Origin of the sequence: uncultured Comamonas sp. (assembly GCF_964277875.1) — a bacterium.
Classification (GTDB): domain Bacteria; phylum Pseudomonadota; class Gammaproteobacteria; order Burkholderiales; family Burkholderiaceae_C; genus Comamonas; species Comamonas sediminis.
Map to the genome: position 1 here is coordinate 1 of NZ_CAXYJV010000011.1, position 23,011 is coordinate 23,011.

At 64.5% G+C, this 23,011-nt stretch carries 16 protein-coding genes and 1 pseudogene; 7 read left to right on the top strand and 10 right to left on the bottom strand.

The window, feature by feature from the left end:
• The 4 genes and pseudogenes from ACHWUQ_RS05630 to groL all read left to right on the top strand — a co-directional run.
• A pseudogene (locus tag ACHWUQ_RS05630) lies at positions 1 to 240 on the top strand (histone); the annotation flags it as partial.
• Between the two features lie 148 nt (positions 241 to 388).
• Entirely contained in the window at positions 389 to 1,069 is a 681-nt protein-coding gene (locus ACHWUQ_RS05635) for a TetR family transcriptional regulator C-terminal domain-containing protein (protein WP_239809362.1), read from the top strand.
• Positions 1,070 to 1,436: 367 nt separating this feature from the next.
• On the top strand, positions 1,437 to 1,727 hold the full coding sequence (locus ACHWUQ_RS05640) for a co-chaperone GroES (RefSeq protein ID WP_021025779.1): 291 nt from the start codon (positions 1,437 to 1,439) through the stop codon (positions 1,725 to 1,727).
• 136 nt (positions 1,728 to 1,863) lie between these two features.
• Entirely contained in the window at positions 1,864 to 3,507 is a 1,644-nt protein-coding gene (groL, locus tag ACHWUQ_RS05645) for a chaperonin GroEL (RefSeq protein WP_239809363.1), read from the top strand.
• A gap of 189 nt (positions 3,508 to 3,696) precedes the next feature.
• Here groL and ACHWUQ_RS05650 read toward each other — a convergent pair whose 3' ends face one another.
• The 5 genes from ACHWUQ_RS05650 to ACHWUQ_RS05670 form a co-directional block, all read right to left on the bottom strand.
• Positions 3,697 to 4,953, bottom strand: coding sequence for a Zn-dependent hydrolase (locus tag ACHWUQ_RS05650; RefSeq protein ID WP_312412415.1), 1,257 nt, complete (start codon positions 4,951 to 4,953; stop codon positions 3,697 to 3,699).
• A 16-nt stretch (positions 4,954 to 4,969) separates the two neighbouring features.
• Positions 4,970 to 6,436 (bottom strand): dihydropyrimidinase, encoded by a 1,467-nt coding sequence (gene hydA / locus ACHWUQ_RS05655; RefSeq protein WP_394680563.1) that lies wholly within the window; start codon positions 6,434 to 6,436, stop codon positions 4,970 to 4,972.
• Positions 6,437 to 6,484: 48 nt separating this feature from the next.
• Positions 6,485 to 7,990 (bottom strand): NCS1 family nucleobase:cation symporter-1, encoded by a 1,506-nt coding sequence (locus tag ACHWUQ_RS05660; protein ID WP_239809366.1) that lies wholly within the window; start codon positions 7,988 to 7,990, stop codon positions 6,485 to 6,487.
• A 127-nt stretch (positions 7,991 to 8,117) separates the two neighbouring features.
• Positions 8,118 to 9,440, bottom strand: coding sequence for an NAD-dependent dihydropyrimidine dehydrogenase subunit PreA (gene preA / locus ACHWUQ_RS05665; RefSeq protein ID WP_239809367.1), 1,323 nt, complete (start codon positions 9,438 to 9,440; stop codon positions 8,118 to 8,120).
• A 42-nt stretch (positions 9,441 to 9,482) separates the two neighbouring features.
• Positions 9,483 to 10,844, bottom strand: coding sequence for an NAD(P)-dependent oxidoreductase (locus tag ACHWUQ_RS05670; RefSeq protein WP_394680564.1), 1,362 nt, complete (start codon positions 10,842 to 10,844; stop codon positions 9,483 to 9,485).
• A gap of 692 nt (positions 10,845 to 11,536) precedes the next feature.
• Between ACHWUQ_RS05670 and ACHWUQ_RS05675 the strand changes: the two genes are divergently transcribed.
• From ACHWUQ_RS05675 to ACHWUQ_RS05685, 3 genes are all read left to right on the top strand, one after another.
• Complete coding sequence (locus ACHWUQ_RS05675; RefSeq protein WP_239812767.1) at positions 11,537 to 12,094, top strand: RNA polymerase sigma factor; 558 nt, start codon at positions 11,537 to 11,539, stop codon at positions 12,092 to 12,094.
• A gap of 41 nt (positions 12,095 to 12,135) precedes the next feature.
• Positions 12,136 to 13,242, top strand: a complete 1,107-nt coding sequence (locus ACHWUQ_RS05680) for a FecR family protein (protein ID WP_394680565.1) — start codon at positions 12,136 to 12,138, stop codon at positions 13,240 to 13,242.
• Positions 13,243 to 13,356: 114 nt separating this feature from the next.
• Positions 13,357 to 15,762 (top strand): TonB-dependent siderophore receptor, encoded by a 2,406-nt coding sequence (locus ACHWUQ_RS05685; RefSeq protein WP_394680566.1) that lies wholly within the window; start codon positions 13,357 to 13,359, stop codon positions 15,760 to 15,762.
• Between the two features lie 173 nt (positions 15,763 to 15,935).
• Here the strand turns inward: ACHWUQ_RS05685 and ACHWUQ_RS05690 are convergent, their stop codons facing one another.
• From ACHWUQ_RS05690 to ACHWUQ_RS05710, 5 genes are all read right to left on the bottom strand, one after another.
• A complete protein-coding gene (locus ACHWUQ_RS05690) occupies positions 15,936 to 17,420 on the bottom strand; it encodes an amidohydrolase family protein (protein ID WP_394680567.1) in 1,485 nt (494 codons plus the stop codon).
• Between the two features lie 66 nt (positions 17,421 to 17,486).
• Positions 17,487 to 18,458 carry a Bug family tripartite tricarboxylate transporter substrate binding protein gene (locus ACHWUQ_RS05695; protein ID WP_394680568.1) on the bottom strand — a complete coding sequence of 324 codons (972 nt, stop codon included), beginning with the start codon at positions 18,456 to 18,458 and terminating at the stop codon, positions 17,487 to 17,489.
• 293 nt (positions 18,459 to 18,751) lie between these two features.
• Positions 18,752 to 19,972 (bottom strand): PLP-dependent aminotransferase family protein, encoded by a 1,221-nt coding sequence (locus ACHWUQ_RS05700; protein WP_394680569.1) that lies wholly within the window; start codon positions 19,970 to 19,972, stop codon positions 18,752 to 18,754.
• A 72-nt stretch (positions 19,973 to 20,044) separates the two neighbouring features.
• Positions 20,045 to 21,484: an FAD-binding oxidoreductase gene (locus ACHWUQ_RS05705; protein WP_394680570.1), complete on the bottom strand. Its 1,440-nt coding sequence runs from the start codon at positions 21,482 to 21,484 to the stop codon at positions 20,045 to 20,047.
• 3 nt (positions 21,485 to 21,487) lie between these two features.
• Positions 21,488 to 22,861 carry a VOC family protein gene (locus tag ACHWUQ_RS05710; protein WP_394680571.1) on the bottom strand — a complete coding sequence of 458 codons (1,374 nt, stop codon included), beginning with the start codon at positions 22,859 to 22,861 and terminating at the stop codon, positions 21,488 to 21,490.
• Positions 22,862 to 23,011: the final 150 nt, after the last annotated feature.

Genomic DNA, 23,011 nt, shown 5'->3' on the forward strand with positions numbered 1-23,011 from the left:
AAGAAGGCTGCCGCTCCTGCGAAGAAGGCCGCCGCTCCTGCCAAGGCTCCCGCACCCGCCAAGAAGGCTGCTGCTCCTGCCAAGGCTCCAGCACCTGCCAAGAAGGCCGCTCCCGCCAAGAAGGCTGCCGCTCCTGCCAAGGCCCCAGCTGCTGCTGCGCCTGCTGCTGCAGAGCCCGTCAAGACCGTGCTCAGCACCAATGCTGCATGGCCTTTCCCGACCAACAGCCGCCCACAATAAGAAAACCAAGCCGGGCAATATGCCCGGGTGCCGCAAGGCACTGCTTGGTCAGCAAGGCAACGCGATGCGTTGCCTTTTTTCTTGTCTGCGGTGCAGCGCTATTCATGTCTGGCTGCAAGGCCTCCCAAATGCCAGACAATACGGGCTCATGAATGATGCCCTTCCGACACCGCAAGCCCACGCGCAAGTTGCCACTGCAGCGATGGCGCGCAAACCCAGTGCAGCCCGCCTGCGCAAGATTGACATGATCCTGGGCTCGGCAGAGCGGCATTTCGCGTTGCTGGGTTTTGAAGGTGCACCGCTGGAGCAGATCGCACAGGACGCCGGCTTCAGCCGCCACAACCTGCTGTACTACTACCCCAGCAAAGAGGCGCTGTACCAGGCCGTGCTGGTATCGGTGATCGATGACTGGCTGGGCCATATGACGGGCCTGTCCAAGGATGGAGACCCGGCGCAGCAGATCCGCCAGTACATCCGTGAGAAGTTCGAGTTCGCGCGTACCCGCCCTTTCGGCAGCCAGTTGTTCACCAAGGAGATGATTGCCGGTGCGCCATTTGCCGCCTCCGCAGTGCGCGAACGCATCGCACCATTGCTGGCGGCCAATGTGGCGGCGTTCACGCATTGGGCAGGCCTAGGCCTGATTGCGCCGGTCAACTTCCAGCACCTGATGTTCAGCATCTGGGCCATCACCCAAGGCTATGTCGACCAGCAAACCCAGTTTGCATTGCTGCAGGACAAGGCGGCGCTCGATGCTGGTGATTTCGCCCAGGCCGAGACCCTGCTGGTGCAGATGCTGTCGGCCACGCTCAAGATCGACCTGCCGGGCTGAGCCGCTGCTGGCTGCTGGCTGCTGGCAGGCTGTGCCACCAAGAGGCTCGGCACCGCGCAGATATCGCGGCCCCGGGGGCGCTGCGCTGCATCGGCCTACCGCCAGAGTTGCATCCATTTTGATAGCAAGACGCCAAGCATTTATCGCCGCTTGCGTCATTTCCGCAGTGAGGGTTCGTGAACAGGCAACGCGTCCGCCACGAATTTTTCACCCCCGCAGTCTTGAACTGTCATCAAATGACCTTATTATTAGCACTCGAAGGGGTAGAGTGCTAAAACCACCGCTTCTCAAAAATTTTTGCGTATTTGGCGCGGCGGCTGCCGGGCCATCTTTCATCCAACCTGGTATTGAAATTGAAGGAGTTGTTATGAACCTGCGTCCTCTGCACGATCGCGTGATCGTTAAGCGTCTGGAAAACGAAACCAAGACCGCTTCGGGCATCTACATCCCCGACAACGCTGCTGAAAAGCCAGACCAAGGCGAAGTGCTGGCGGTTGGCCCAGGCAAGAAGAACGACAAGGGCGAGTCCATCACCTTGGGCGTGAAGGTCGGCGACCGCGTGCTGTTCGGCAAGTACTCCGGCCAATCGGTCAAGGTGGACGGCAATGAACTGCTGGTCATGAAAGAAGAAGACCTGTTCGCTGTCGTAGAGAAGTAATGCAGTGGCGCTGCTGCGAATGGCAACAGCGCGCTCGATGCCCTGACCGGGCAAATTCTCCCAGTTTTCATAGCTGCTGACCCTTGCGCAAGACGCGCTCCAGCAGTCCCATTGATTCAGATTTTAGGAGCCAAAAATGGCAGCAAAAGACGTAGTATTCGGCGGTGAAGCACGTGCACGCATGGTTGAAGGCGTGAACATTCTGGCTAACGCCGTCAAAGTGACCCTGGGCCCCAAGGGCCGCAACGTGGTGCTCGAGCGTTCGTTCGGCGCCCCTACCGTGACCAAGGACGGTGTGTCCGTGGCCAAGGAAGTGGAACTCAAGGACAAGCTGCAGAACATGGGCGCCCAGCTCGTGAAGGAAGTGGCTTCCAAGACCAACGACATCGCTGGTGACGGCACCACGACCGCTACCGTGCTGGCCCAAGCCATCGTGCGCGAAGGCTCTAAGTACGTGGCCGCCGGCCTGAACCCCATGGACCTCAAGCGCGGTATCGACAAGGCTGTCGCTGCGCTGGTGGAAGAGCTGAAGAAGCAATCCAAGGCCACCACCACCTCCAAGGAAATCGCCCAAGTCGGTTCGATCTCCGCCAACTCCGACGAATCCGTGGGCAAGATCATTGCTGACGCGATGGACAAGGTCGGCAAGGAAGGCGTGATCACCGTCGAAGAAGGCAAGTCGCTGGACAACGAACTCGACGTCGTTGAAGGCATGCAGTTCGACCGTGGCTACCTGTCGCCCTACTTCATCAACAACCCAGAAAAGCAAGCCGCGATCCTGGACAACCCCTTCGTGCTGCTGTTCGACAAGAAGATCAGCAACATCCGTGACCTGCTGCCTACGCTGGAAGCCGTGGCCAAGGCCGGCCGTCCGCTGCTGATCATTGCAGAAGACGTCGAAGGCGAAGCACTGGCAACCCTGGTGGTCAACACCATCCGTGGCATCCTGAAGGTCGTGGCTGTGAAGGCTCCTGGCTTCGGCGACCGCCGCAAGGCCATGCTGGAAGACATCGCCATCCTGACCGGCGGCAAGGTGATCGCTGAAGAAGTGGGCCTGTCGCTGGAAAAGGTGACCCTGGAAGACCTGGGCCAAGCCCAACGCGTCGAAATCGGCAAGGAAAACACCACCATCATCGACGGTGCTGGCCAAGCTGCTGAAATCGAAGCCCGCGTCAAGCAAATCCGCGCTCAGATCGAAGAAGCCACCTCCGACTACGACCGTGAAAAGCTGCAAGAGCGCGTGGCCAAGCTGGCCGGCGGTGTTGCCGTGATCAAGGTGGGCGCTGCCACCGAAGTCGAAATGAAGGAAAAGAAGGCCCGCGTGGAAGACGCGCTGCACGCGACCCGCGCTGCTGTGGAAGAAGGCATCGTGGCCGGCGGTGGCGTGGCGCTGCTGCGCGCCAAGCAAGCGGTGGGCGCTCTGGCTACCGGCAATGCCGAGCAGGACGCCGGTATCAAGCTGGTGCTCAAGGCCATCGAAGCGCCTCTGCGCGAAATCGTGTCCAACGCTGGTGGCGAGCCATCGGTGGTGGTCGATGCGGTGCTCAAGGGCAATGGCAACTTCGGCTTCAACGCTGCCAACGACACCTACGGCGACATGCTGGAAATGGGTATCCTGGACCCCACCAAGGTGACCCGCACCGCGCTGCAAAACGCTGCGTCCGTGGCTTCGCTGCTGCTGACCACCGAGTGCATGATCGCTGAAGCCCCCAAGGCTGAATCCGCTCCTGCGATGCCCGACATGGGCGGCATGGGTGGCATGGGCGGCATGGGCATGTAATTGCCCCGGCTGTCATAGCGCACCGCCAAGCCTGCAAGACCTCTTGCGGGCTGGGTGCCAGACACCAAAAACCCGGCACCGTCAAGGTGGCCGGGTTTTTTATCGTCTAGGGCCAGGAACCTTGCGATGCCCTTGGACAGCTGCAGCGCCGCGTAAAGGGGCGCCTGCAGCTATTGCCTCCGCACCGACTCAGCGGCAGGCGCGCTCCAGCATCGCATGCAGCAGCACATTGCAACCTGCGGTGATGTGCTCGGGCTTGGCGTCTTCAATCTCGTTGTGCGATATGCCATCCTTGCAGGGGATGAAGATCATGCCCGCGGGCGCCAGGCGCGCCATGTAGACGGCATCATGGCCCGCGCCCGAGACGGCATCCATATGGGAATAACCCAGCATCTGCGCGCCGCGCCGCACGGCATCGATGCAATCGGGGTTGAAGGGCTGGGCGGTGTAGCTGGACACCAGATCGATCCTGATCGGCAGACCGGTCTCCTGGCTGATGCGCTGGGCCACCGCGCGGATGTCCTGGTCCATCGCCTCGCAATCGGCATCGGTGGCATTGCGCAGGTCGATGCTGAATTTCACCTCGCCCGGAATCACGTTGCGGCTGTTGGGGTGCACATGCACCATGCCGACCGTGCCGCGCCCGTGCGGCGGGTGGCGGTGCGCGCAGGCCACCACTTCCTGCATCACCTGGGTGGCGACCTGCAACGCATCCTTGCGCAGTGCCATCGGCGTGGGGCCGGCATGTGCCTCCATGCCGGTGACGGTGCAGTCATACCAGCGGATGCCGAGCACGCCGGTCACGACACCAATCGTCTTGTCATGGTCCTCCAGCACCGGGCCTTGCTCGATATGGGTTTCAAAGTAGTAGCCAATCGGGTGGTCACCCGGCTCCTGCGGGCCGATGTAGCCAATGCGCTCCAGCTCGTCCTTGACGCTCTTGCCATCGGTATCCTTGGCGGCATAGGCATGCTCCAGGCTGAAGGCCTTGGCAAACACGCCCGAGCCCATCATCACCGGCACAAAGCGCGAGCCCTCCTCGTTGGTCCAGAAGGCCACCTCGATGGGCGCCTCGGTCTCGATGCCATGGTCGTTGAGCGTGCGCACCACCTCGATGCCGGCAAGCACGCCATAGTTGCCATCAAACTTGCCGCCGGTGGGCTGCGTATCGATATGGCTGCCCGTCATGATCGGCGGCAGACTGTTGTTGCGGCCCGGGCGGCGCATGAAGCCATTGCCGATCTTGTCGATGGTGACGGTCATCCCCGCTTCCTTGGCCCAGCGTGTCACCAGGTCGCGCCCCTGGCGGTCCAGGTCGGTCAAGGCAAGGCGGCACACGCCTCCTTTGGCCGTCGCACCAATCTGGGCCAGCTCCATCAGCGATGCCCAGAGCCGGTCGCCATTGATGCGCAGCTGGCTGGTATCGGTCTTCACTTTCGTGTCCATGCTCGATCTCCTTGTTTCATTGCGCACGCGCCACGGCCGTCGGCGCCGTCTCTTGCGCACGCTTTTGCACCGCCTGGAAGTTGGGGCCAAAAGCCGGGCGCTTGAAATACTGGCCCGCGCCCTTCTCGGCCCGCAGGTCGCCGTTGGCGTACACCACCCGGCCTCGGCTGATGGTGTGGCTGGGCAAGCCCCTCACCTGCCGGCCTTCAAAGATGTTGAAATCGCCCTTGGAATGCTGGGTCTTGGCCGACAAGGTCTTCGTGGCCTTGGGGTCCCAGAGCACCACATCGGCATCGGCGCCCACGCCGATAAAGCCCTTGCGCGGATAGACGTTGAAGAGCTTGGCCGTATTGGCCGAGGTGACCGCAACAAACTCGCTGGGCGTCAGACGCCCGGTGTTCACCCCCGCATCCCAGACCACGGCCATGCGCTCTTCGACGCCGCCGGTGCCATTGGGCGTCTTGGCAAAATTGTCCCGGCCCACCGCCTTTTGCTCGGCGCAGAAGGTGCAGTGGTCCGTCGCCGTGGTGTGCAGATGCCCGGCCTGCAGGCCACGCCACAGCGCTTCCTGGTGCTCCTTGGGGCGGAACGGCGGGCTCATCACATAGGCGGCGGCAGTGGCGTAGTCGGGATGGCGGTAGACGCTGTCGTCAATCGTCAAATGGCCAGCCAGCACCTCGCCGTAAACGCGCTGGCCGCGCGCGCGGGCGCGGGCAATCGCATCCGCCGCCTCAATGCAGCTCACATGCACCACATAGATGGGCACGCCCAGCACATCGGCAATCGCAATGGCCCGGTTGGCGGCCTCGGCCTCCACCATGGGCGGGCGCGACAGCGGATGGCCTTCCGGGCCGGTGATGCCCATGCGCGCCACCTCCTGCTGCAGCAGGTATACCAGCTCGCCGTTTTCGGCATGCACCGTGGGCATCGCGCCCAGCTCCAGCGCGCGCCGGAAGCTGTTGACCAGCGTTTCGTCGTCACACATGATGGCGTTCTTGTAGGCCATGAAGTGCTTGAAACTGTTGATGCCCTCGTCTCGCACCAGCACGCCCATGTCCTCGCGCACCTGGTCGCTCCACCAGGTCACCGCCACATGGAAGGAGTAGTCGGCCGCCGACTTCTCGGCCCAGCCGCGCCACCTGCGGTAGGCCTCCATCAGCGGCTCCTGGGGCGCGGGAATCACAAAGTCGATGATGCTGGTGGTGCCGCCGGCCAGTCCCGCAGCGGTTCCGGTGAAGAAGTCATCGGCCGTCACCGTGCCCATGAAGGGCAACTGCATATGCGTGTGCGGATCGATGCCGCCAGGCATCACATACTGGCCGCTGGCATCCAGTGTTTCGGTGCCGGCCGGCGCCTGGGCCGCAGCCCCTTCACCAACGGCCGCAATCCTGCCGTCCACCAGCAGCACATCGGCGCGCTCTTCGCGGTCCGCATTGACGACGGTACCACCTCGGATCAAAAGGGGGTGGCTGGCTGTGCTCATCATGTCTCTCCTTGGTATTCAGGTCACAGAAAGGGCCGCAGCTGCTGCTCAGGCGCGCCGCAGCAGGGCCTGTGAAGCCGCCACATGGCTGGCCATGCCGATGCGGTACACCACGGCGGCGATGAACAGGCCTATGAACCAGGCATAGGCGTACAGGTCTTTGAACAGAGCCCCCACATTGGGGAAGCTGGCAGGAAACGCGGCGTTGAGAAAGCCCGGAATATTGGGCGCCACGCCGCAGGCAAAGGCGGCAACGGCCACCCAGTTCCAGCCGCCGGAGTAACTGTATTTACCGCCCTCGCGGTAGAGCTCTTCCACATCCAGCTGGGTGCGGCGGATCAGGAAATAGTCGACCATCAGGATCCCGGCGATTGGGCCCAGCAGCGCGGAGTAGCCGATCAGCCAGGTGAAGATGTAGCCCTGGGTGGATTCCAGAATCTTCCAGGGCATCATCAAAATCGCAATCGCCACGGTGATGTAGCCGCCGGTGCGGTAGCTGATGCGCTTGGGGTTCAGCGCCGAAAAGTCATAGGCAGGCCCCACCAGATTGGCGGCGAGGTTGACACTTACCGTATCCACCAGCAGCACGATGAGGGCGATCAGCACTGCAGCGCCCGTCATGCGCGCCGCCACATCCACCGGATCCCACAAGGCCTTGCCATAGATGACCACGGTGGCCGACGTGACGATCACCGCCAAGGCCGCGAGCAGACCCATGGGCACCGGCAGGCCAATCGCCTGGCCCACCACCTGGTCCCGCTGCGAACGGGCAAAGCGGGTGAAGTCCGGAATGTTCAGCGCCAACGTGGCCCAGAAGCCAATCATGGCCGTGAGCGACGGCCAGAAGGTGCTCCAGAACTGGCCCGCCTTGGCTTCGCCGGGCGCAAAGGCCGACGGCTTGCTCAGGATCGGGCCAAAGCCGCCCGCCTTGTCATACACCCACCACAGCAGCACAAAGCAGATCACGATCTTGGCAGGCGCGGTATAGGTCTCGAGCTTGCGGATGGACTCGATGCCATGCACCACAAAATAGAACTGGATGGCCCAGAACACCAGAAAGCAGACGAGCTGCGCAATGTTGATGCCCAGCCACGAGATCTTCTCGCTCTCCAGCGGATGGCCCAGGATCACCCCAAGCAAGGTGTAGATCATCAGGCCGCCGAACCAGGTCTGGATGCCATACCAGCCGCAGGCCACCAGCGCGCGCAGCACCGCAGGCAGCTTGGCGCCCTGGGTGCCGAACGAGGCGCGGGCCAGCACCGCATAGGGGATGCCGTATTTGGCGCCCGCATGCCCGATCAGCAGCATCGGCACCAGCACGATCACATTGGCCAGAAACACGGTCATCACCGCCTGGAACGCCGACATGCCGCCCTCTACGAGGCTCGCTGCCAAGGTGTAGGCAGGAATGCACATCACCATGCCGATCCACAACGCCGTGAAGTGGTACCACGTCCACGTTCGCTGCGAAGCTTGCGTGGGTGCGAGGTCGTGGTTCCAAAGGCCGCCGGCATCACTGCCAGTGGCACCCCCTGCTTGCGCGTCATGGGACATTGCTCACTCCTTGAGAGGTGTTATCAATACGTTCTAAGCATCCAAATCCAAAGCCTTGCGATCCATCCTGCCGTTCCACACCACCATGCAAAAAGCGCGCCACCATTGCTGGCGGTGCGCCTGCCGTTCAAGGTGCCATCTGCGCGGCCACCCGTGCCGGATTGTTGGGGTGTGTGGTCCAGTTGGCATACTCGCCGGTGACGACCTTGCCGGTGCGCGCATCCACCTCGCCGGGCTGCAGGCTGCGCATCACAATCGTGTCGGGCACCGGGCAGATCGATACGCAGAGGTTGCAGCCCACGCATTCGGCCTCGTTGACCTCAAAGCGGCGCTCGCCGGCATCGCCCTTCTGGTAGAAGATGGCCTGGTGCGAGGTGTCTTCACAGACCACATGGCAGCGGCCGCACTGGATGCAACTGTCCTGGTTGATCACCGCCTTGTCGATGTGGTTGAGGTTCAGGTCCTTCCAGTCCTTGACGGTGGGCACGGCACGGCCCTGGAAGTCTTCGATGGTTTTGAAACCATGGGCATCCATGTAATTCGACAAGCCATCGCACATGTCCTGCACGATCTTGAAGCCATACACCATCGCGGCGGTGCAGACCTGCACCGTGCCGCAGCCCAGCGCCATGTATTCGGCGGCATCCCTCCAGGTGGTAATGCCGCCGATGCCCGAAATCGGCAGGCCCGCAGTCTGCGGATCGCGCGCGATCTCGGCCACCATGTTCTGGGCGATCGGCTTGACCGCCGGCCCGCAGTAACCGCCATGCGAGCCTTGTCCATCGGTGCTGGGGTGCATCACCAGGGTGTCCAGGTTCACGCCCATCACCGAGTTGATCGTGTTGATCAGCGACACCGCATCGGCGCCACCGGCCTTGGCCGCACGCGCCGGAAAGCGCACATCGGTGATGTTGGGCGTGAGCTTGACGATCACCGGCAGGCGGCTGTAGTGCTTGCACCATTCGGTGACCATCTGGATGTACTCGGGCACCTGGCCCACGGCCGCGCCCATGCCGCGCTCGCTCATGCCGTGCGGGCAGCCAAAGTTCAGCTCAATGCCATCGGCGCCGGTGTCTTCCACCATCGGCAGGATGCGCTTCCAGCTCTCCTCCACACAGGGCACCATCAGCGAGGCAATCAGCGCGCGGTCCGGCCAGGCCCGCTTTACGCGGGTCATCTCGTCCAGGTTGATCTGCAGGGGCCGGTCGGTGATCAGCTCGATGTTGTTCAGGCCCATGACGCGCCGGTCCTGCGACATCAAGGTGGAGTAGCGCGGCCCGTTGACATTGACCACATGCGGGTCCTCGCCCAGGGTCTTCCAGACCACACCGCCCCAGCCTGCTTCGAAGGCGCGGGTGACATTGATTTCCTTGTCGGTCGGCGGCGCAGAGGCCAGCCAGAAGGGGTTGGGACTGCGGATGCCCAGAAAATTGCTGCGAATATCGGCCATGGCGATTCCTTGGTTCGTGGATGGAAGGCTGGGGCTGCGCCGTCAGGCGCTGACGCCCACTTCGCGCATCAACATGCGGTGCATCGCGGCTGCGGCGCGCTTGCCGTGCTCCACGGCTTCCACCGTCAGGTCACGCCCGCCCCAGCGGCAGTCACCGCCCGCCCACACCCGCTCCAGGCTGGTCTGGCCGTCTTCGTCCGTGGCGATCCGCCCTGCCTTCAGGGCAATGCGCGCACCGGCTGGCTCGGCGATGTAGCTCTGACCGATGGCCTTGAGCACCATGTCGGCCGCCAGCACCGTGGTCTCGCCGGTGGTTTGCAGCTTGCCATCCACCTGCTGGGTGCTGGCCAGGCGGATGCCGGTGACCGACCCGTTCTCCACCAGCACTTCCTGCGGCGCCGCCCACAGCCGGATCGTCACACCATGGGTCTGCGCCCATTGCTGCTCAACGGCGGAGGCCGACATCGCATCCTGGCCGCGCCGGTACACAATGCTGACCTCTTCGGCACCCAGCAAACGCGCCTGCACGGCGGCATCCACGGCCGTCATGCCGCCGCCGATCACGACCACGCGCCGGCCGACCGGCACTGTGGATTTGTCCGAAGCCTGGCGGATATCGGCGATGAAATCGACCGCATTGCGCAGGCCCTGGGCGCTGGGCTCGGCGATGCCCAGGTCATTGACTCCGGCCAGGCCCAGCCCCAGGAACACCGCATCATGGCTGGCCAGCAGGCTGTCCAATGTGAAGTCGCGGCCCAGCCGCTGGTTGTTGCGCGGGGCAATGCCACCCACCGACAGCAGCCAGTCGATTTCCTTCTGCGCAAAATCGTCGGTGGTCTTGTAGCTGGCCAGGCCGTACTCGTTCAGACCGCCCAGTTTGGGTTTGGCATCGAGCAGGCTGACATCATGGCCCTGCAAGGCCAGCAGGTGGGCACAGGCCAGCCCGGCTGGGCCGGCGCCCACAACGGCCACTTTCTTGCCCGTCGGCTCGGCGCGCTTGAACAGCGGCGCGCCGCCAGCGGCCATGAAGCGGTCGGTGGCATAGCGCTGCAGCGCGCCGATTTCCACCGGCTTGTCCTCGTTGGTGTTGCGCACGCAGGCCTGCTCGCAGAGCACCTCGGTCGGGCACACCCTGGCACACATGCCGCCCAGCGGATTCGATTCGAGAATGGTCTTGGCGGCGCCCCGGATGTTGTCCTGCGCAATGCGGGCAATAAAGCTGGGGACATCGATGCTGGTCGGGCAGGCCGTCGCGCAGGGCGCGTCGTAGCAGTAATAACAGCGCTCGGCTTCGATCGATGCCTGCGCCCATGTCAGCGGCGGATGCGCATCCGAGAAATTTTCAGCGTATTGGTCCGCGCCAAGCCGTGCTGCGCGCACACCGCATCCCGTGGGTCTATTCATGGCTCATCCTCCTCGACTGGGTTACCAGCGCGAGTGCGGGCGGCTCCATCACCATGCCGCCTGCGACCGCGCCACTGCATCTACAACGGGTCCGGCAAATGGCATTGCTGCGCAACCCATTCACCGCCAAAGCTGCACCAACCAGGGAGGGTTCATCAGGCCCTCATCGTGGGTGTTTTATCTGTCCTGCGCCACTGTGTTCGCAGCGCTTATGAACTATTAAATGCCCGAATAAAATTTTACGCACTGGTAAAAACACTAGGCTATGACAATCAGTGGATAGGCATAACCCTGTGCGAGACGGCGACCCGGCACGCGTCGGAGATGCGGTTTCCGGGCCATCCAAAGGGATGGAGGAAACCGCCCTCGCTGGCGTCGCAGGCCGCATGCGGTGGAGGGGTGAGGAGATTTCGCGCCAGCGGTCACGCGCCTGAAAGCCACGCCTGCTGGGCTGGCATTGGCCAGGACGCGGTTCGCGCGCGCCGACGCTGATTACAGGCGCGATGGCATTCAATGCCTGGCCCTGGACGGCGGGCCACAGCATGGACCCATCAACGGCATTGCCCACTGTGGCCGCACAATCAGCGATAATGATAACAATTCCCATTTGCGTGTGTAGCAGGCTTGCGTTCCCCAATGCAACCACAGCATCCACCGGTTGCGAAGACCCCCTCTCTCTTTTTGGCTGCCTGGTGTTTGAGCGCTACTACCGCGAACTGCTGAACTTTCTGTCCCGATCCGTGCATGACCGCGATACGGCAGCCGATCTGGCCCAGGAGAGCTATGCCCGCGTGCTGGCGGCCCAGCAGACCGGGCAGGCCGTGCAAGACCCGCGCGCGCTGCTCTACCGCACCGCCCGGAATCTGGTGATCGACCAGCACCGGCGCAGCAGCATTCGGGCGGAGCTGGAGACGGCACCCCCATCGGCAGGCGATGAACCCGCACTGGAGCACCTGCCGGGCCCGCGCAGCCTGGAGCCCGAGACCATCCTGGCCTCCCGCGAAGGCCTGGCGGCGCTGGTTGCGACCATCGACCAATTGCCTCCGCGCTGCCGCGAAGCCTTTATGCTCTACAAGTTCGACGGCCTGAGCTATGCCCAGATCGCAGAGCAGATGGGCATCTCCCCGCGCACGGTCGAGATGCAGTTGCAGATCGCGATGCAGGCCTGCTGGCGTTGCCAGGACCGGCTCGAGGGTGTGGCACCGCCTGCCACGCATCGGCGGCCCCGCAGCAAACGCGCGCTGCCATGAGCGGTCCAGACTGTCCCCCAGAATCCAGCATTGACCACGAGATGAACGCACCGCCCCTGCCACCAGACGACACCGCCGGCCTGCGCCAGCAGGTGCTGGACTGGTTTGTCCGGCGCCAGCGCGCGGGCTGGGGCGCGGCGGACGAGCAGGCCTTCCAGCAGTGGCTGCAGGCCGACGCCACGCACGGCAGCGCCTATGCACAGTGGGAGCAGCACTGGAGCGCCATCGATGCCATGCCCGCCGACGCCATCGCCCAGCTGCGCCGCAACCTGGCGCATGACAAGGCGCAGCTGAGCGCTGCCCAACAGACGCCGCCGCGCGCGGCCACCGCACCTGCAGCGCCTGCGGGAGCCATCACAGGCCTGCGCCGCCGCTGGCTGCTGCCCTCGCTGGGCATGGCCGCTGCGGTCGTGGTGACCAGCGGCACCGGCCTGCTGGCCTGGCAGCATTGGCAGGCACAACCTGTGTTCCGGCAGGCCTATGCCTCGCAGCGCGGCCAGCAGCTGGAAGTGCAGCTGCCCGATGGCAGCCAGCTGCGCCTGGACACCGCCACCCGGCTGGAGGTCGTCTATTACCGTGACCGCCGCGAAGTGCTGCTGCACGAGGGCCAGGCGGTGTTCAGCGTGCAGGCCAGTGCGCAGCGCCCCTTCCATGTGCTGAGCGGCCCGGTCGGTATCACCGTGGTGGGCACGCGGTTCTCGGTGCGCTACACGCCGGGGCTGGCCGGCAGCGATGGCGTGCGCGTGGCGGTGGAAGAGGGCCAGGTCCGCGTGGTACGCCGCGATGGCGCGCCCGGCCCCGCGCTCGCACAGATCGCCGGCGCCCAGACCCTGGGCGCTGGCCAGCAGATCATCGCTGACGGCCAGGGCCGCCTGGGCTCGCTGCAACCCGTCGCCGCCGAAGGCATTGCCGCCTGGCGCGAGCACCGCATCAGCTTTGTCAACACGCCGCTCGCGCAGGCACTGGCGGAGTTTGAGCGCTATGGCAGCACCGGCCTCACGATCAACGATCCGGCGGTGGCCGCGCTGCGCCTGAGCGGCACCTTTGACCCCAGCGACACACCGACCCTGCGCAAGCTGCTGCCCCATGCACTGCCGGTGCGGCTTCAGCCCGTGGCGGGCGGACTGGAAATAGGCGCGCTGCGTTGAGCTCGCCACGCTCCAGACATTTTTTAATAAATTTTCGCTGCCACTACCGTATTTCTCGCATCCCGTGCGTCTACCTCAGTAGGAATCATTTGCATTGACTACTTGAGGACCTCCATGTCGTACCCCCTTTTGCGTCCCGCTCCCCAGGCATTGGCCATTGCCCTGGCTCTGGGCTCGGTGGCCGCCCATGCGCAAAGCGCCGCACTGCCGGCGGCGCCGCTGGCCTTCCGCATCCAGGCCCAGCCGCTGGCCGAGGCGCTCAATGACTGGGCGCGGCAAACGCGCATCCAGCTGATAGCCCAGCAATCCCTGGTCGCCGGCAAGCAGGCCCCCGCCATCGTCGGCACGTTGACACCCAACCAGGCGCTGGACCGCCTGCTGGCCGGCACCGGCCTGGTGGCCACGGTGGAGGGCCAGGCCGTGGTCATCAAGGCCGCATCGGTGGGCGAGGAAGGCGCGACCCTGGCCACCGTCACCGTGACAGCGGGTGCCCAGCGCGACGGCGCCACCGAAGGCACCGGCAGCTATACGCAGCGCGGCCCCAGCGCCACGGCCACCGGCTTGAACCTGAGCCTGCGCGAAACCCCGCAATCCGTCAGCGTGATGACGCGCCAGCGCATGGATGACTTCAAGCTCGACACCTTGACCGATGTGATGGAACAGACCCCGGGCATCGGCACCTACCGCCAAGGCAATGCCACCGATTTCCAGGCGCGTGGCACCTCGGTCAATCTGCAGACCGATGGCATGAGCCAGGTGCGCAGCGGCTGGTACTACCTGACCAGCACCTTGTTCTCGCTCGACGACATGGCCGAGATCGACCACATCGATGTACTCAAGGGCTCGTCAGGCCTGGTGGTAGGCAAGGGTGAGTACGGCGCCACCGTCAACATGGTTCGCAAGCGTCCCACCCGTAGCTTCCAGGCCAGCGTACAGGCCAGCGCCGGCAGCTGGGACAGCTACCGCGCACAGGCCGATATTGGCGGGCCGCTCAATGAAGCGGGCACCCTGCGCGGCCGCCTGGTGGCATCGGCCACCGATGCCGGCAGCTTTCGCGACCATGAAGACAGCAGAGGCAAGATGCTGTTCGGCACGCTGGAGGCCGATCTGAGCCCGGACACCTTGCTGAATGTCGGCTTCACCTACCGCCAGCGTGCGGCCAACGGCATCGGCACCACCCAACCCATCCAGGGCTACACCCGCGCTGGCGTCCAAACGCCCGACCGGCCGCGTTCGTTCAACACCGGCGCGCCCTGGGGCGGCTATGACCAGAACGCGACCACCCTCTTCGGCAGCCTGGAGCAGCGCCTGGGCAATGGCTGGACGAGCAGCCTCAAGTTCTCGCACCAGCAGGTGCGCATGGACGACATGTTTGCCGGCTACCTCTACGACCAGGACCGGGTCAACTACGGCCGCTGGACGGACATGCGCAACAACAACTGGACCGTGAACCTGGACATCAAGGGCCCTTTCAGCCTGCTGGGACGCGAGCATGAGCTGCTCGCCGGCATCGGTATCTCGCGCTTCCAGAGCAGCGTCAAACTGCCGCTGAACGCGCAGGCCCTGCTACCGCTCGCTGGCCTGGGCACCAGCTACGACCAGGGCGGCGCCTACCTGCCCGAGCCCGACACCAGCAGCTGGATCTATGGCGATAACCGCTTCAGCCAAAAGCAGCGCTATGCCTATGCGGCAGGCCGCTTTCAACTCAGCGATCCGCTGCAGCTGATTGCCGGCTTGCGCGTGACCAAGTTCGAAGAGCGCGACACCACCCCCTACTGGTGGAACTACGACATGAACGAGAGCGCGGTCTACACGCCCTACGCCGGTCTGGTCTATGACTTCCACCCCAACATGTCCGCCTACGCCAGCTACGCCAGCATCTTCCAGCCGCAAACCTCGCAGGATGAGCAGGGCCGCACCCTCAAGCCCGAAGAAGGCAACACCTATGAGATCGGCATCAAGGGCGAGTTCTTGGACAAGCGTCTGAACGCCAGCATCAGCCACTACTGGATCAAGACCAAGAACACCGCCGAGGAGACGGGCGGCCTCACCCCTGGCGGCGATACCGCCTACCGCTCCGTCGCCTCTGCCACCCGCCACGGCTGGGAGCTGGAGCTCTCGGGCGAGTTGGCAAGGGGCTGGCAGGCCCAAGGCAGCCTGGTGCGGCAGAACAGCTCGCTGAGCAACACCAGCCAGTACCCCGAGTACCAGTTCAAGCTGGGCAGCACCTACCGCTTTGACGGAGGCGCTCTGCGCGGTCTGACCGTCGGCGCCTCGACCCGCTGGCAGGACAAGACCTCGGTGAGCAACAGCGCCGCCACCCTGGCGCAAGGCAGCTACGCACTGCTGGACCTGATGGCCCGCTACCAGGTCGACAAGCAGCTGTCCTTCAGCCTGAACATCAACAACGCATTGGACAAGCACTACAAAGCCGGCGTGAACAACTTCAGCGCCATCGGCCTGTACTACACCTGGGGCGCACCGCGCAGCGTGAATGTGGGGATGCGCTACGACTTCTGATGGCTGGCCATGGCGCAGGCCTGGGCCGATGGACCAGCGGCAGCACCGACGCGTTTTTGGCCTGCAGAAGAGCCCGCATCCTGACTTGGGATGCGGACGCGCTTCACTGGTGCACCACGGCTTGCAGTGGCTGACGGTAAATTCGATGAACGCTGCACCGGCTGCCCACTGCCTCATGGTTCAGGTGGCACCTGCCATCCCGGGGTGCTGGTGGCAGGCACCGTGCGCCGCAGCACCGTACCGGTTCGGCTACCCAGGTACGCCCCCTGCGCGTAGGCCATGGCTCCATTGACGATGACGCAGTCGATGCCCGTAGCGGGCTGCTGGGGGTCGTCAAAGGTGGCAGTATCGCGCACGGTCTGCGGGTCAAATATGCACAGATCGGCATAGTGGCCTTCGGCTAGAACGCCACGCCTGTCGATGCCAAAGACCTGGGCGGTCAGGCCCGTCATTTTCCAGACAGCGGTCTCCAGCGGAAACAGGCCCAGATCACGGCTGTAGTGGCCCAGCACGCGGGGAAAGGTGCCCCAAAGGCGCGGATGCGGGCGTTCGTTGGAGGGGACGCCATCCGAACCAATCATCGTCGGGCCAAAGGCCAGGATGCGCCGCACATCGCTTTCCTCCATATTGAAATAGATGGCGCTGGCCGGCTGCAGACGCGCTGAGGCCTCGGCGCGCGAGACCTGCCAGCGCCGGGCAATCTCGCCCAGCTCCTGGCCCTGCAGCTCCGGATGGGACTTGCTGTCGGCAATGACGATTTTGCCCGCCAGGCGCTCCTCTTCCAGGTGCAGGATGGTGGAGCTGGCATGGTAGGGATAGCAGTCGAGTGACACACATTGGTGCTGCATCGCTGCTGCGATCTGCGGCAAGGTTTGTACCGACCTCCCCCAGTTCGCCGGACCTTGCAGCTTGTGGTGGGAGATGAGCACTGCTGACCGCGCAAACAAACCGATCTGCAAGGTCTCGTCGATGGCTTCCTGGCTGTGCGCGCCCTCGTTGCGCAGATGGCTCACATACAGCGCACCGTATTCAGCGAGCGGCTGGGCCACCCGGCACAGCTCCTGGGTGCTGGCCGCTGCTGCCGGGGGGTAGTAAGTGCCGGAAGACAGCCCGACGGCCCCGGCCTCCAGGGCTTCGCGCAGCAAGGCCTGCATCTGGGCGATCTCGTCCGGGTTGGCGGCCCGGCTCAGATCGGCCATCGCCACGACCCGCAAGGTGGTATGCCCCACCAGCGGGATCACATGCACCGCCGGCGGTGCGGCGCGCAGCGCTTGCAGATAGGCCCCGAAGCTGGCAAAGCGCGTGGCGGCATCGCTGAGCAGATTCAGCGGTGCGGGCACCGGCGTGCCGGGATGGAGCGGCGCCGCGCTGATGCCGCAGTTACCGGTGACCACCGCCGTCACGCCCTGCGAGAGCTTGAACGGCATCTGCGGCTGCAGCAGCAGCGCCTGGTCATCATGCGAGTGCGCATCGATAAATCCGGGCGCGACGATCTTGCCGCTGGCATCGACCACGCGGTCTGCCACCGCGCCAGCCAGGTCGCCCAAGGCGACGATCCGGGTAGCACGAATGCCGACATCGGCGCGGTAGCGGGGACGCCTGGTGCCATCGATCACCTCACCGCCTTGAATCAGCACATCAAAGGTCTCTGTCTTCATCGGGCCGGCCTCCCCAAAAGGATGGATAAACGCGCTGCGTCCATGCGCTGCGATGCGCCCGCGCGCTCATTCGACCCGGGCCCCACTGGCTTTCACGACGGCCCCCCAATGCACACGCTCCGAATCGGCAAGCGCTTTGAAATCCTCAGGCGTGCCCGCCAGCGGGATATAGGCCATTTTTTCCAGTTGCGCCTGGATGCCAGGCGAGCGCAGCCCCTGGTTCAAGGCCGTGTTCAGGCGCATCAGCACATCGCGTGCTGTACCGGGCGGCACCAGCAGACCACCCCAGGCGTTCATCACAAAGCCCTGCACGCCCGCCTCCTGCATGGTCGGTATCTCCGGGTATTGGGGCGAACGCTGGGCGCTGGTCACGGCCAAGGCGCGCACCTTGCCCGCTTTCAGTTGCGGCGCGGCAGTGACGATGTTTTCAAAATAGAACTGCAAGCTGCCAGTGACCAGATCGTTCAGCGCCTGCGGGGAACCCTTGTAGGGAACATGTACCGCCGACGACAGCCCCATCCTGGTTTTGAACAACTCCGCGCCCAGGTGGCTGGTGGTTCCAATGCCGCCTGATCCATAGTGCACCGGCGCATCGGAGCTGCGGATATAGGTGACCAGTTCTTCCACCGAATGGACGGGTACCTCGGGGTTGACCAGCAAGAAGCTGCTGGTCGTCGCAATACCGCCCACCGGCAACAAACTGCGCGGGTCATAGGGCAGTTTGCTGAACAGAAACTCGTTGGTCGTCAACGTGGCGTTGTTGCCATAGCCCAGGGTATAACCATCGGGCGCCGCGGCCATCAAGGCTTGCATGCCGATGTTGCCGCCCGCCCCACCCCGGTTCTCGATGACGACCGGCTTGCCCAGCTGCAGCGCCAGCGCATGGCCGACCAGGCGCACCAGCACATCAGGGCTGCTGCCGGCCACGCTGGGCACAATGATCTTGATGGGTTTGTCCGGGTAGGCGGAATGGGCCGAACAGGCCAGCAAGCCGGCAGCGGCGATCAGCCAGCGACGTGAGAAGGGTGCAGCAGCCATGGGTTTCTCCAGAAGATCGGAGTGCAGCCCAGGGGGAGCGTCGCGCCAGCAGACCGCGCCCCTCGGGCTTCTCCGGTTGAACCTGAGATCCTGCACAGCATCGCGTTCAGGACAGACCCATTGTGTTCGGCTGGTTTGCAAAAATCCTCTCAAATAACAACAACCTACCCAAGCAACAACTGGCAGAAGCGGCAATACCGCGTAAATGGCGGCAGTGCCCCACCCAGCCAAACAAGAAAAAAGCCCGTCGGCTTATACACCGACGGGCTAGGTTGCTATGGCTTGGATAGCGCTTAACTGGCTTTATGAAATGCTTCTGTCAGCCTATCGACTGCCTGCTCGATCTGGGCCACATCGGGCGCGGCAAACGACAGGCGCATCGAATGCAGGTTCGCATTGTCGGCATAGAAGGCCTTGCCGGGCACAAAGATCACATGGGCCGCCACTGCGGCATCAAACAGCTTTTGCGGATCAATGCGGGCATCAAAGGTCATCCAGACAAACATGCCGCCAGCGGGCTGCACAAACTGCACCAGCCCGCCCAGACGCGCGTTCAGGCCCTGGGTGAGGGCGAGCATACGGCGCTGGTACTCGGCACAGGCCTTGGCCACCGCCTGGCCATAGCGGCCCGACTGCAGGTAGCTGGCGGCCACGGCTTGCGCCAGTGGGGAGGTGCACAGGTCATTGGTCTGCTTGGCCACGGTGCAGCGGCGCAGCACAGCCGGGTCGGCCACCATCCAGCCCACGCGCAGGCCGGGGGCCACGGTCTTGGACAGGCTCGACAGGTAGACCACGGGGTTCTCACCCTCGTCCTCACCCTCGCCCACGCGCTGCTGGGCTGCGGCATAGACCGGAGCGGGGCGGGCATCGGTGAAGGCCAGCTCGCCATAGGGATCGTCTTCGACGACGACAAAGCCATACTGCAGCGCCAGCTGCACCAGGCGCTCGCGGCGCTGCTGCACCAGCAAGGTGCCGCAGGGGTTGGAGAAGTTGGGCACGGTGTAGAGCAGCTTGGGGCGCTCGGCCACCGGCAGCGCCGCCAGCATGGTGGCCAGCGCCTCCACATCCAGGCCATCGCCATCCACCGGCGTGCTCAGGATCTTGGCGCCCGCCTGGCGCAGCGCCGCAATGGTGGCGGGATAAGCAGGGGTCTCTACACAGACAGCATCACCGGGCTGGATCAGCACGCGCAGCAGCAGGTCAAAGCCCTGCTGTGAGCCGGTCGTCACCAGCACGTCGCCAGCGCTGCAGCGGATACCCCGGGCCTGGCACTGCGCGGCCAGCTGCTCGCGCAATGCGGGCGAGCCTTCGGTGGCGCCGTACTGCAGCGCCGTGGCGCCCGTGGTCATCGCCTGCGCGGCGGCAGCGGCCAGTCCTTCCTGGTCGAACAGGCTGGGCGAGGGGTAGCCGCCCGCCAGCGAGATCATGCCCGGCCGGCTCAGGTAGGGGAACAGCTCGCGTATGGGCGAGCCCTGGGGGTTGGCAAAGGCGGGAGTGAATTGAAAAAAGGACATGGCCTTGTCTCGCTGGTTTGTCTCTGGTGGTGGTTATGGGCCCTGCCTGCCGACGCAGGCATGGCCAGGGTCTCAGTTTTTGGCGGTGCCCAGATCCACGGTGCCGCACAGGTGCCGGGGATCGAGCCGGTCGCGCCAGCCATCGGCCCATTGCTGCAGCAGCGGCGGCGTAAAGCGCTGGTAGTAGGTCAGGTTGTGCGGGCCCACGCCATGCTCGGCGCTGTAGCTGCCGCCAAAGTCCTGCACCACCATGCCGTAGATGGCATCGCGCAGGCGCTGCACCACGGCCGGGTCGTACTGCTCGGGCGCATCCTTGCGCCAGATGACGTTGAAGTGCACACCGCCGTCGGCGATATGGCCAAAGTCCACCACCGTGAGGAAGGGGTAGTCGCGTGCCACCAGCTCGCGTCCTTTGCGGCAGAACTCCATGATGCGCGAGCGCGGCACCGACACATCAAACGCGATGGGTTTGCCCAGCGCACGCGCGCCTTCGCTGATGCTATGGCGCAGGTGCCACAGCTCGGTGGCATTGCCCAAGGCCGCGTTGACGATGGTCGACTCAAACTGGTCTTCCAGGAAGCTGTTGAGTGTTTCTTGCAGATCCAGCTGGCTGTACTTGGGCGAGGCATTCGCTTCCAGCTCGACCAGAATGGCGAACGCAGGCGCATCGTCTGGTGCAAAGGGGTTGCGCAGGTTGGGCACATGGTCAATGGCCGCCTGCATCGCATTGCCCGAGATGCCTTCGAACGCGGCCAGCCAGTCACCCAGGTCGCGCTCAAAGGCCTGCAGCAGCGCCATCACCGCCTCGTCCGAGGCCGGCACCACCAGCGCCGTGGCGCGTTGCGCCGGGCGGGCATGCACCTGGATGGTAGCCTGCGTCACGATGGCGCCTGCGCCGGAGCCGCCGACAAACAACTGCTTCCAGTCCACCCCGGTATTGTTCTTGCGCAGCGCGCGGCCCAGCTCCACCACCTCACCGGGCGGGTCCATCAGCACCACTTGCAGCGCCATCAGGTTGGAGCGCACATCGCCGTAGCGGATCAGGCGCGTGCCACCGGTGTTGGTGGCCACCATGCCGCCGATCGAGGGATTGGCCCCCAGATCGATCGGGAACCACAGGCCATGGGGTTCGAGCTGGTCGTTGAGCTCCTGCAGGGTCACGCCAGCGTCCACCACCACGCTGCGGTTGGCCACATCCACCTCGCAGCGGCTGCGCAGGCGCGAGAGGCTCAGCACCAGCTGGGTGCCGCTCATGTCCGGCGTGCTGGCGCCCACCATGCCGGTGTTGGCGCCTTGGGGCAGCAGCGCAAGGCCGCGTTCGGCGCAGAGCCGTACTACCGCCTGCACCTGTGCCACATCGGCGGGGCGCACCACCAGGCGCGCACGGCCCTGTCCGTAGCGCGCGCCTTCTTCGTAGGCGGCCATGTCGGCGCCTTGCAGCACCCCGGCTTCGCCCACAATGGCGTGCAGCGCGCCCAGCAACTCGCTATTGTCCAGATCAGAGGCGGCCATCGCTCAGGCCACGCTTTCTGCCACAGCGGCTTGCGCCAGGGCCTCACGCACTGCTTGCAACGACGCATCCTGCATCGCCTGGTACAGCGCGATCTCGTCATGCACCTGGGCTCCCAGGTCGGCCTCGAACGCCTGCTGCGCCTGGTTGGCTTCATAGTGCTTTTGTTCTTCGCCGCCCAGGTTGGACTGGAAGATACCGGCCGCGCTCACCGGCAGAAAGTCCTCGTACACGATCGGCTCGGCGCGCACCACACCATCGGCAATCAAGGTCTCGATATCAGCCGATGCATCGCCTACGGGCTGCTGCAGCACATAGCGGTAGAAGGCCAGGCCCTGCTGGCGCATGGCGTCATGGCTGTCGGGGAAGGCCGCGAACGACGACTCCAGGCGGTCCTGGTAGTTGGCGCTGGCACTGCCGGCATTGCCCATGCTGCGCACATTGGCCAGCAGGCTGTCGTACAACGCGCGGCCCTTGCGGGTCAGCGCCACGCCGCGCTGCTCGATCTCGCCAAAACGGGCGGTGTGCGTGCCCTGGTCATCGCTGCCGGGGAAGTTCACGCGCTCCTGCAGCGCCTTGAAGCTGGTCTGGCGCAGCAGGATCGGGCAGGCGCGGCGGGGTGGGCCTTCGACCACATCCTTGGCATCCATGCCCTGGGCGGGCATGCGCTGCTGGGCAGCATCGATATCGAGGGCGCGCGGCGTCAGGTGGTTGATATGCGGGCCCTTGAAGCAGACCACATCGGCCACCAGGCGGTGTGCCTTGTGCAGCTTGTCATAGGTGGCAGCGTCCACGGTCGCCTCGCTGTGCCAGCGGAAGGTCTCTAGCGCTTCGCGCACAAACTCATCAGCCTCTGCATCGGTCAGGCCACCGGCGGCTTCGCACTGGGCGATCAGCGCCAGCGCGCGCTCGGTAAAGATCTGGCGGCGGGCGAGGATGGCGGCAGCCTCCTGCCGCAACGCTGCATCGGCCAGCAGATCCAGGCGCAGCAACGACGTGAACACGCGGAACGGATTGCGGTTGAGCGAGCTGCCCAGCACAGGGCGGAACGCAGTGGAGTGCACCGGCACGCCGGCCACCGACAGGTCGTAGTAGCCCACGGCTTCCATGCCCATCACGGCAAACAGGCGGCGCAAGGTGGACAGCTCGTCCTTGGTGCCCACGCGGATCGCACCATGGCGCTCCACATCCAGGCGGTCCAGCTCGTCGGCCTGCTCCATCGCCTGCGCCAGCGCGGGCTGGGCCTTCAGCACTTCGCCATTGACCTGGGCCACCAGCGCCATCAGGTTGCCATATTGCGGCACTTCGTCGCGGTACATATCGGACATGGCGCGGGAGAAGCGCGAACGAACCTCATCGGGGTGCACAAATTGGGTCATCGTGGGTACCAGATCAATAGCTAATAAAACGGGGAAACGGGCCTGGTGCCAGCCACCACAGAAAGCGGGCGCACCAGGTCAGCACTGCGCGTCATGCTAGGCAGAGCGTTGTGCCAGGTCAAACGACAATAGCGCGGCACATTATTCCAA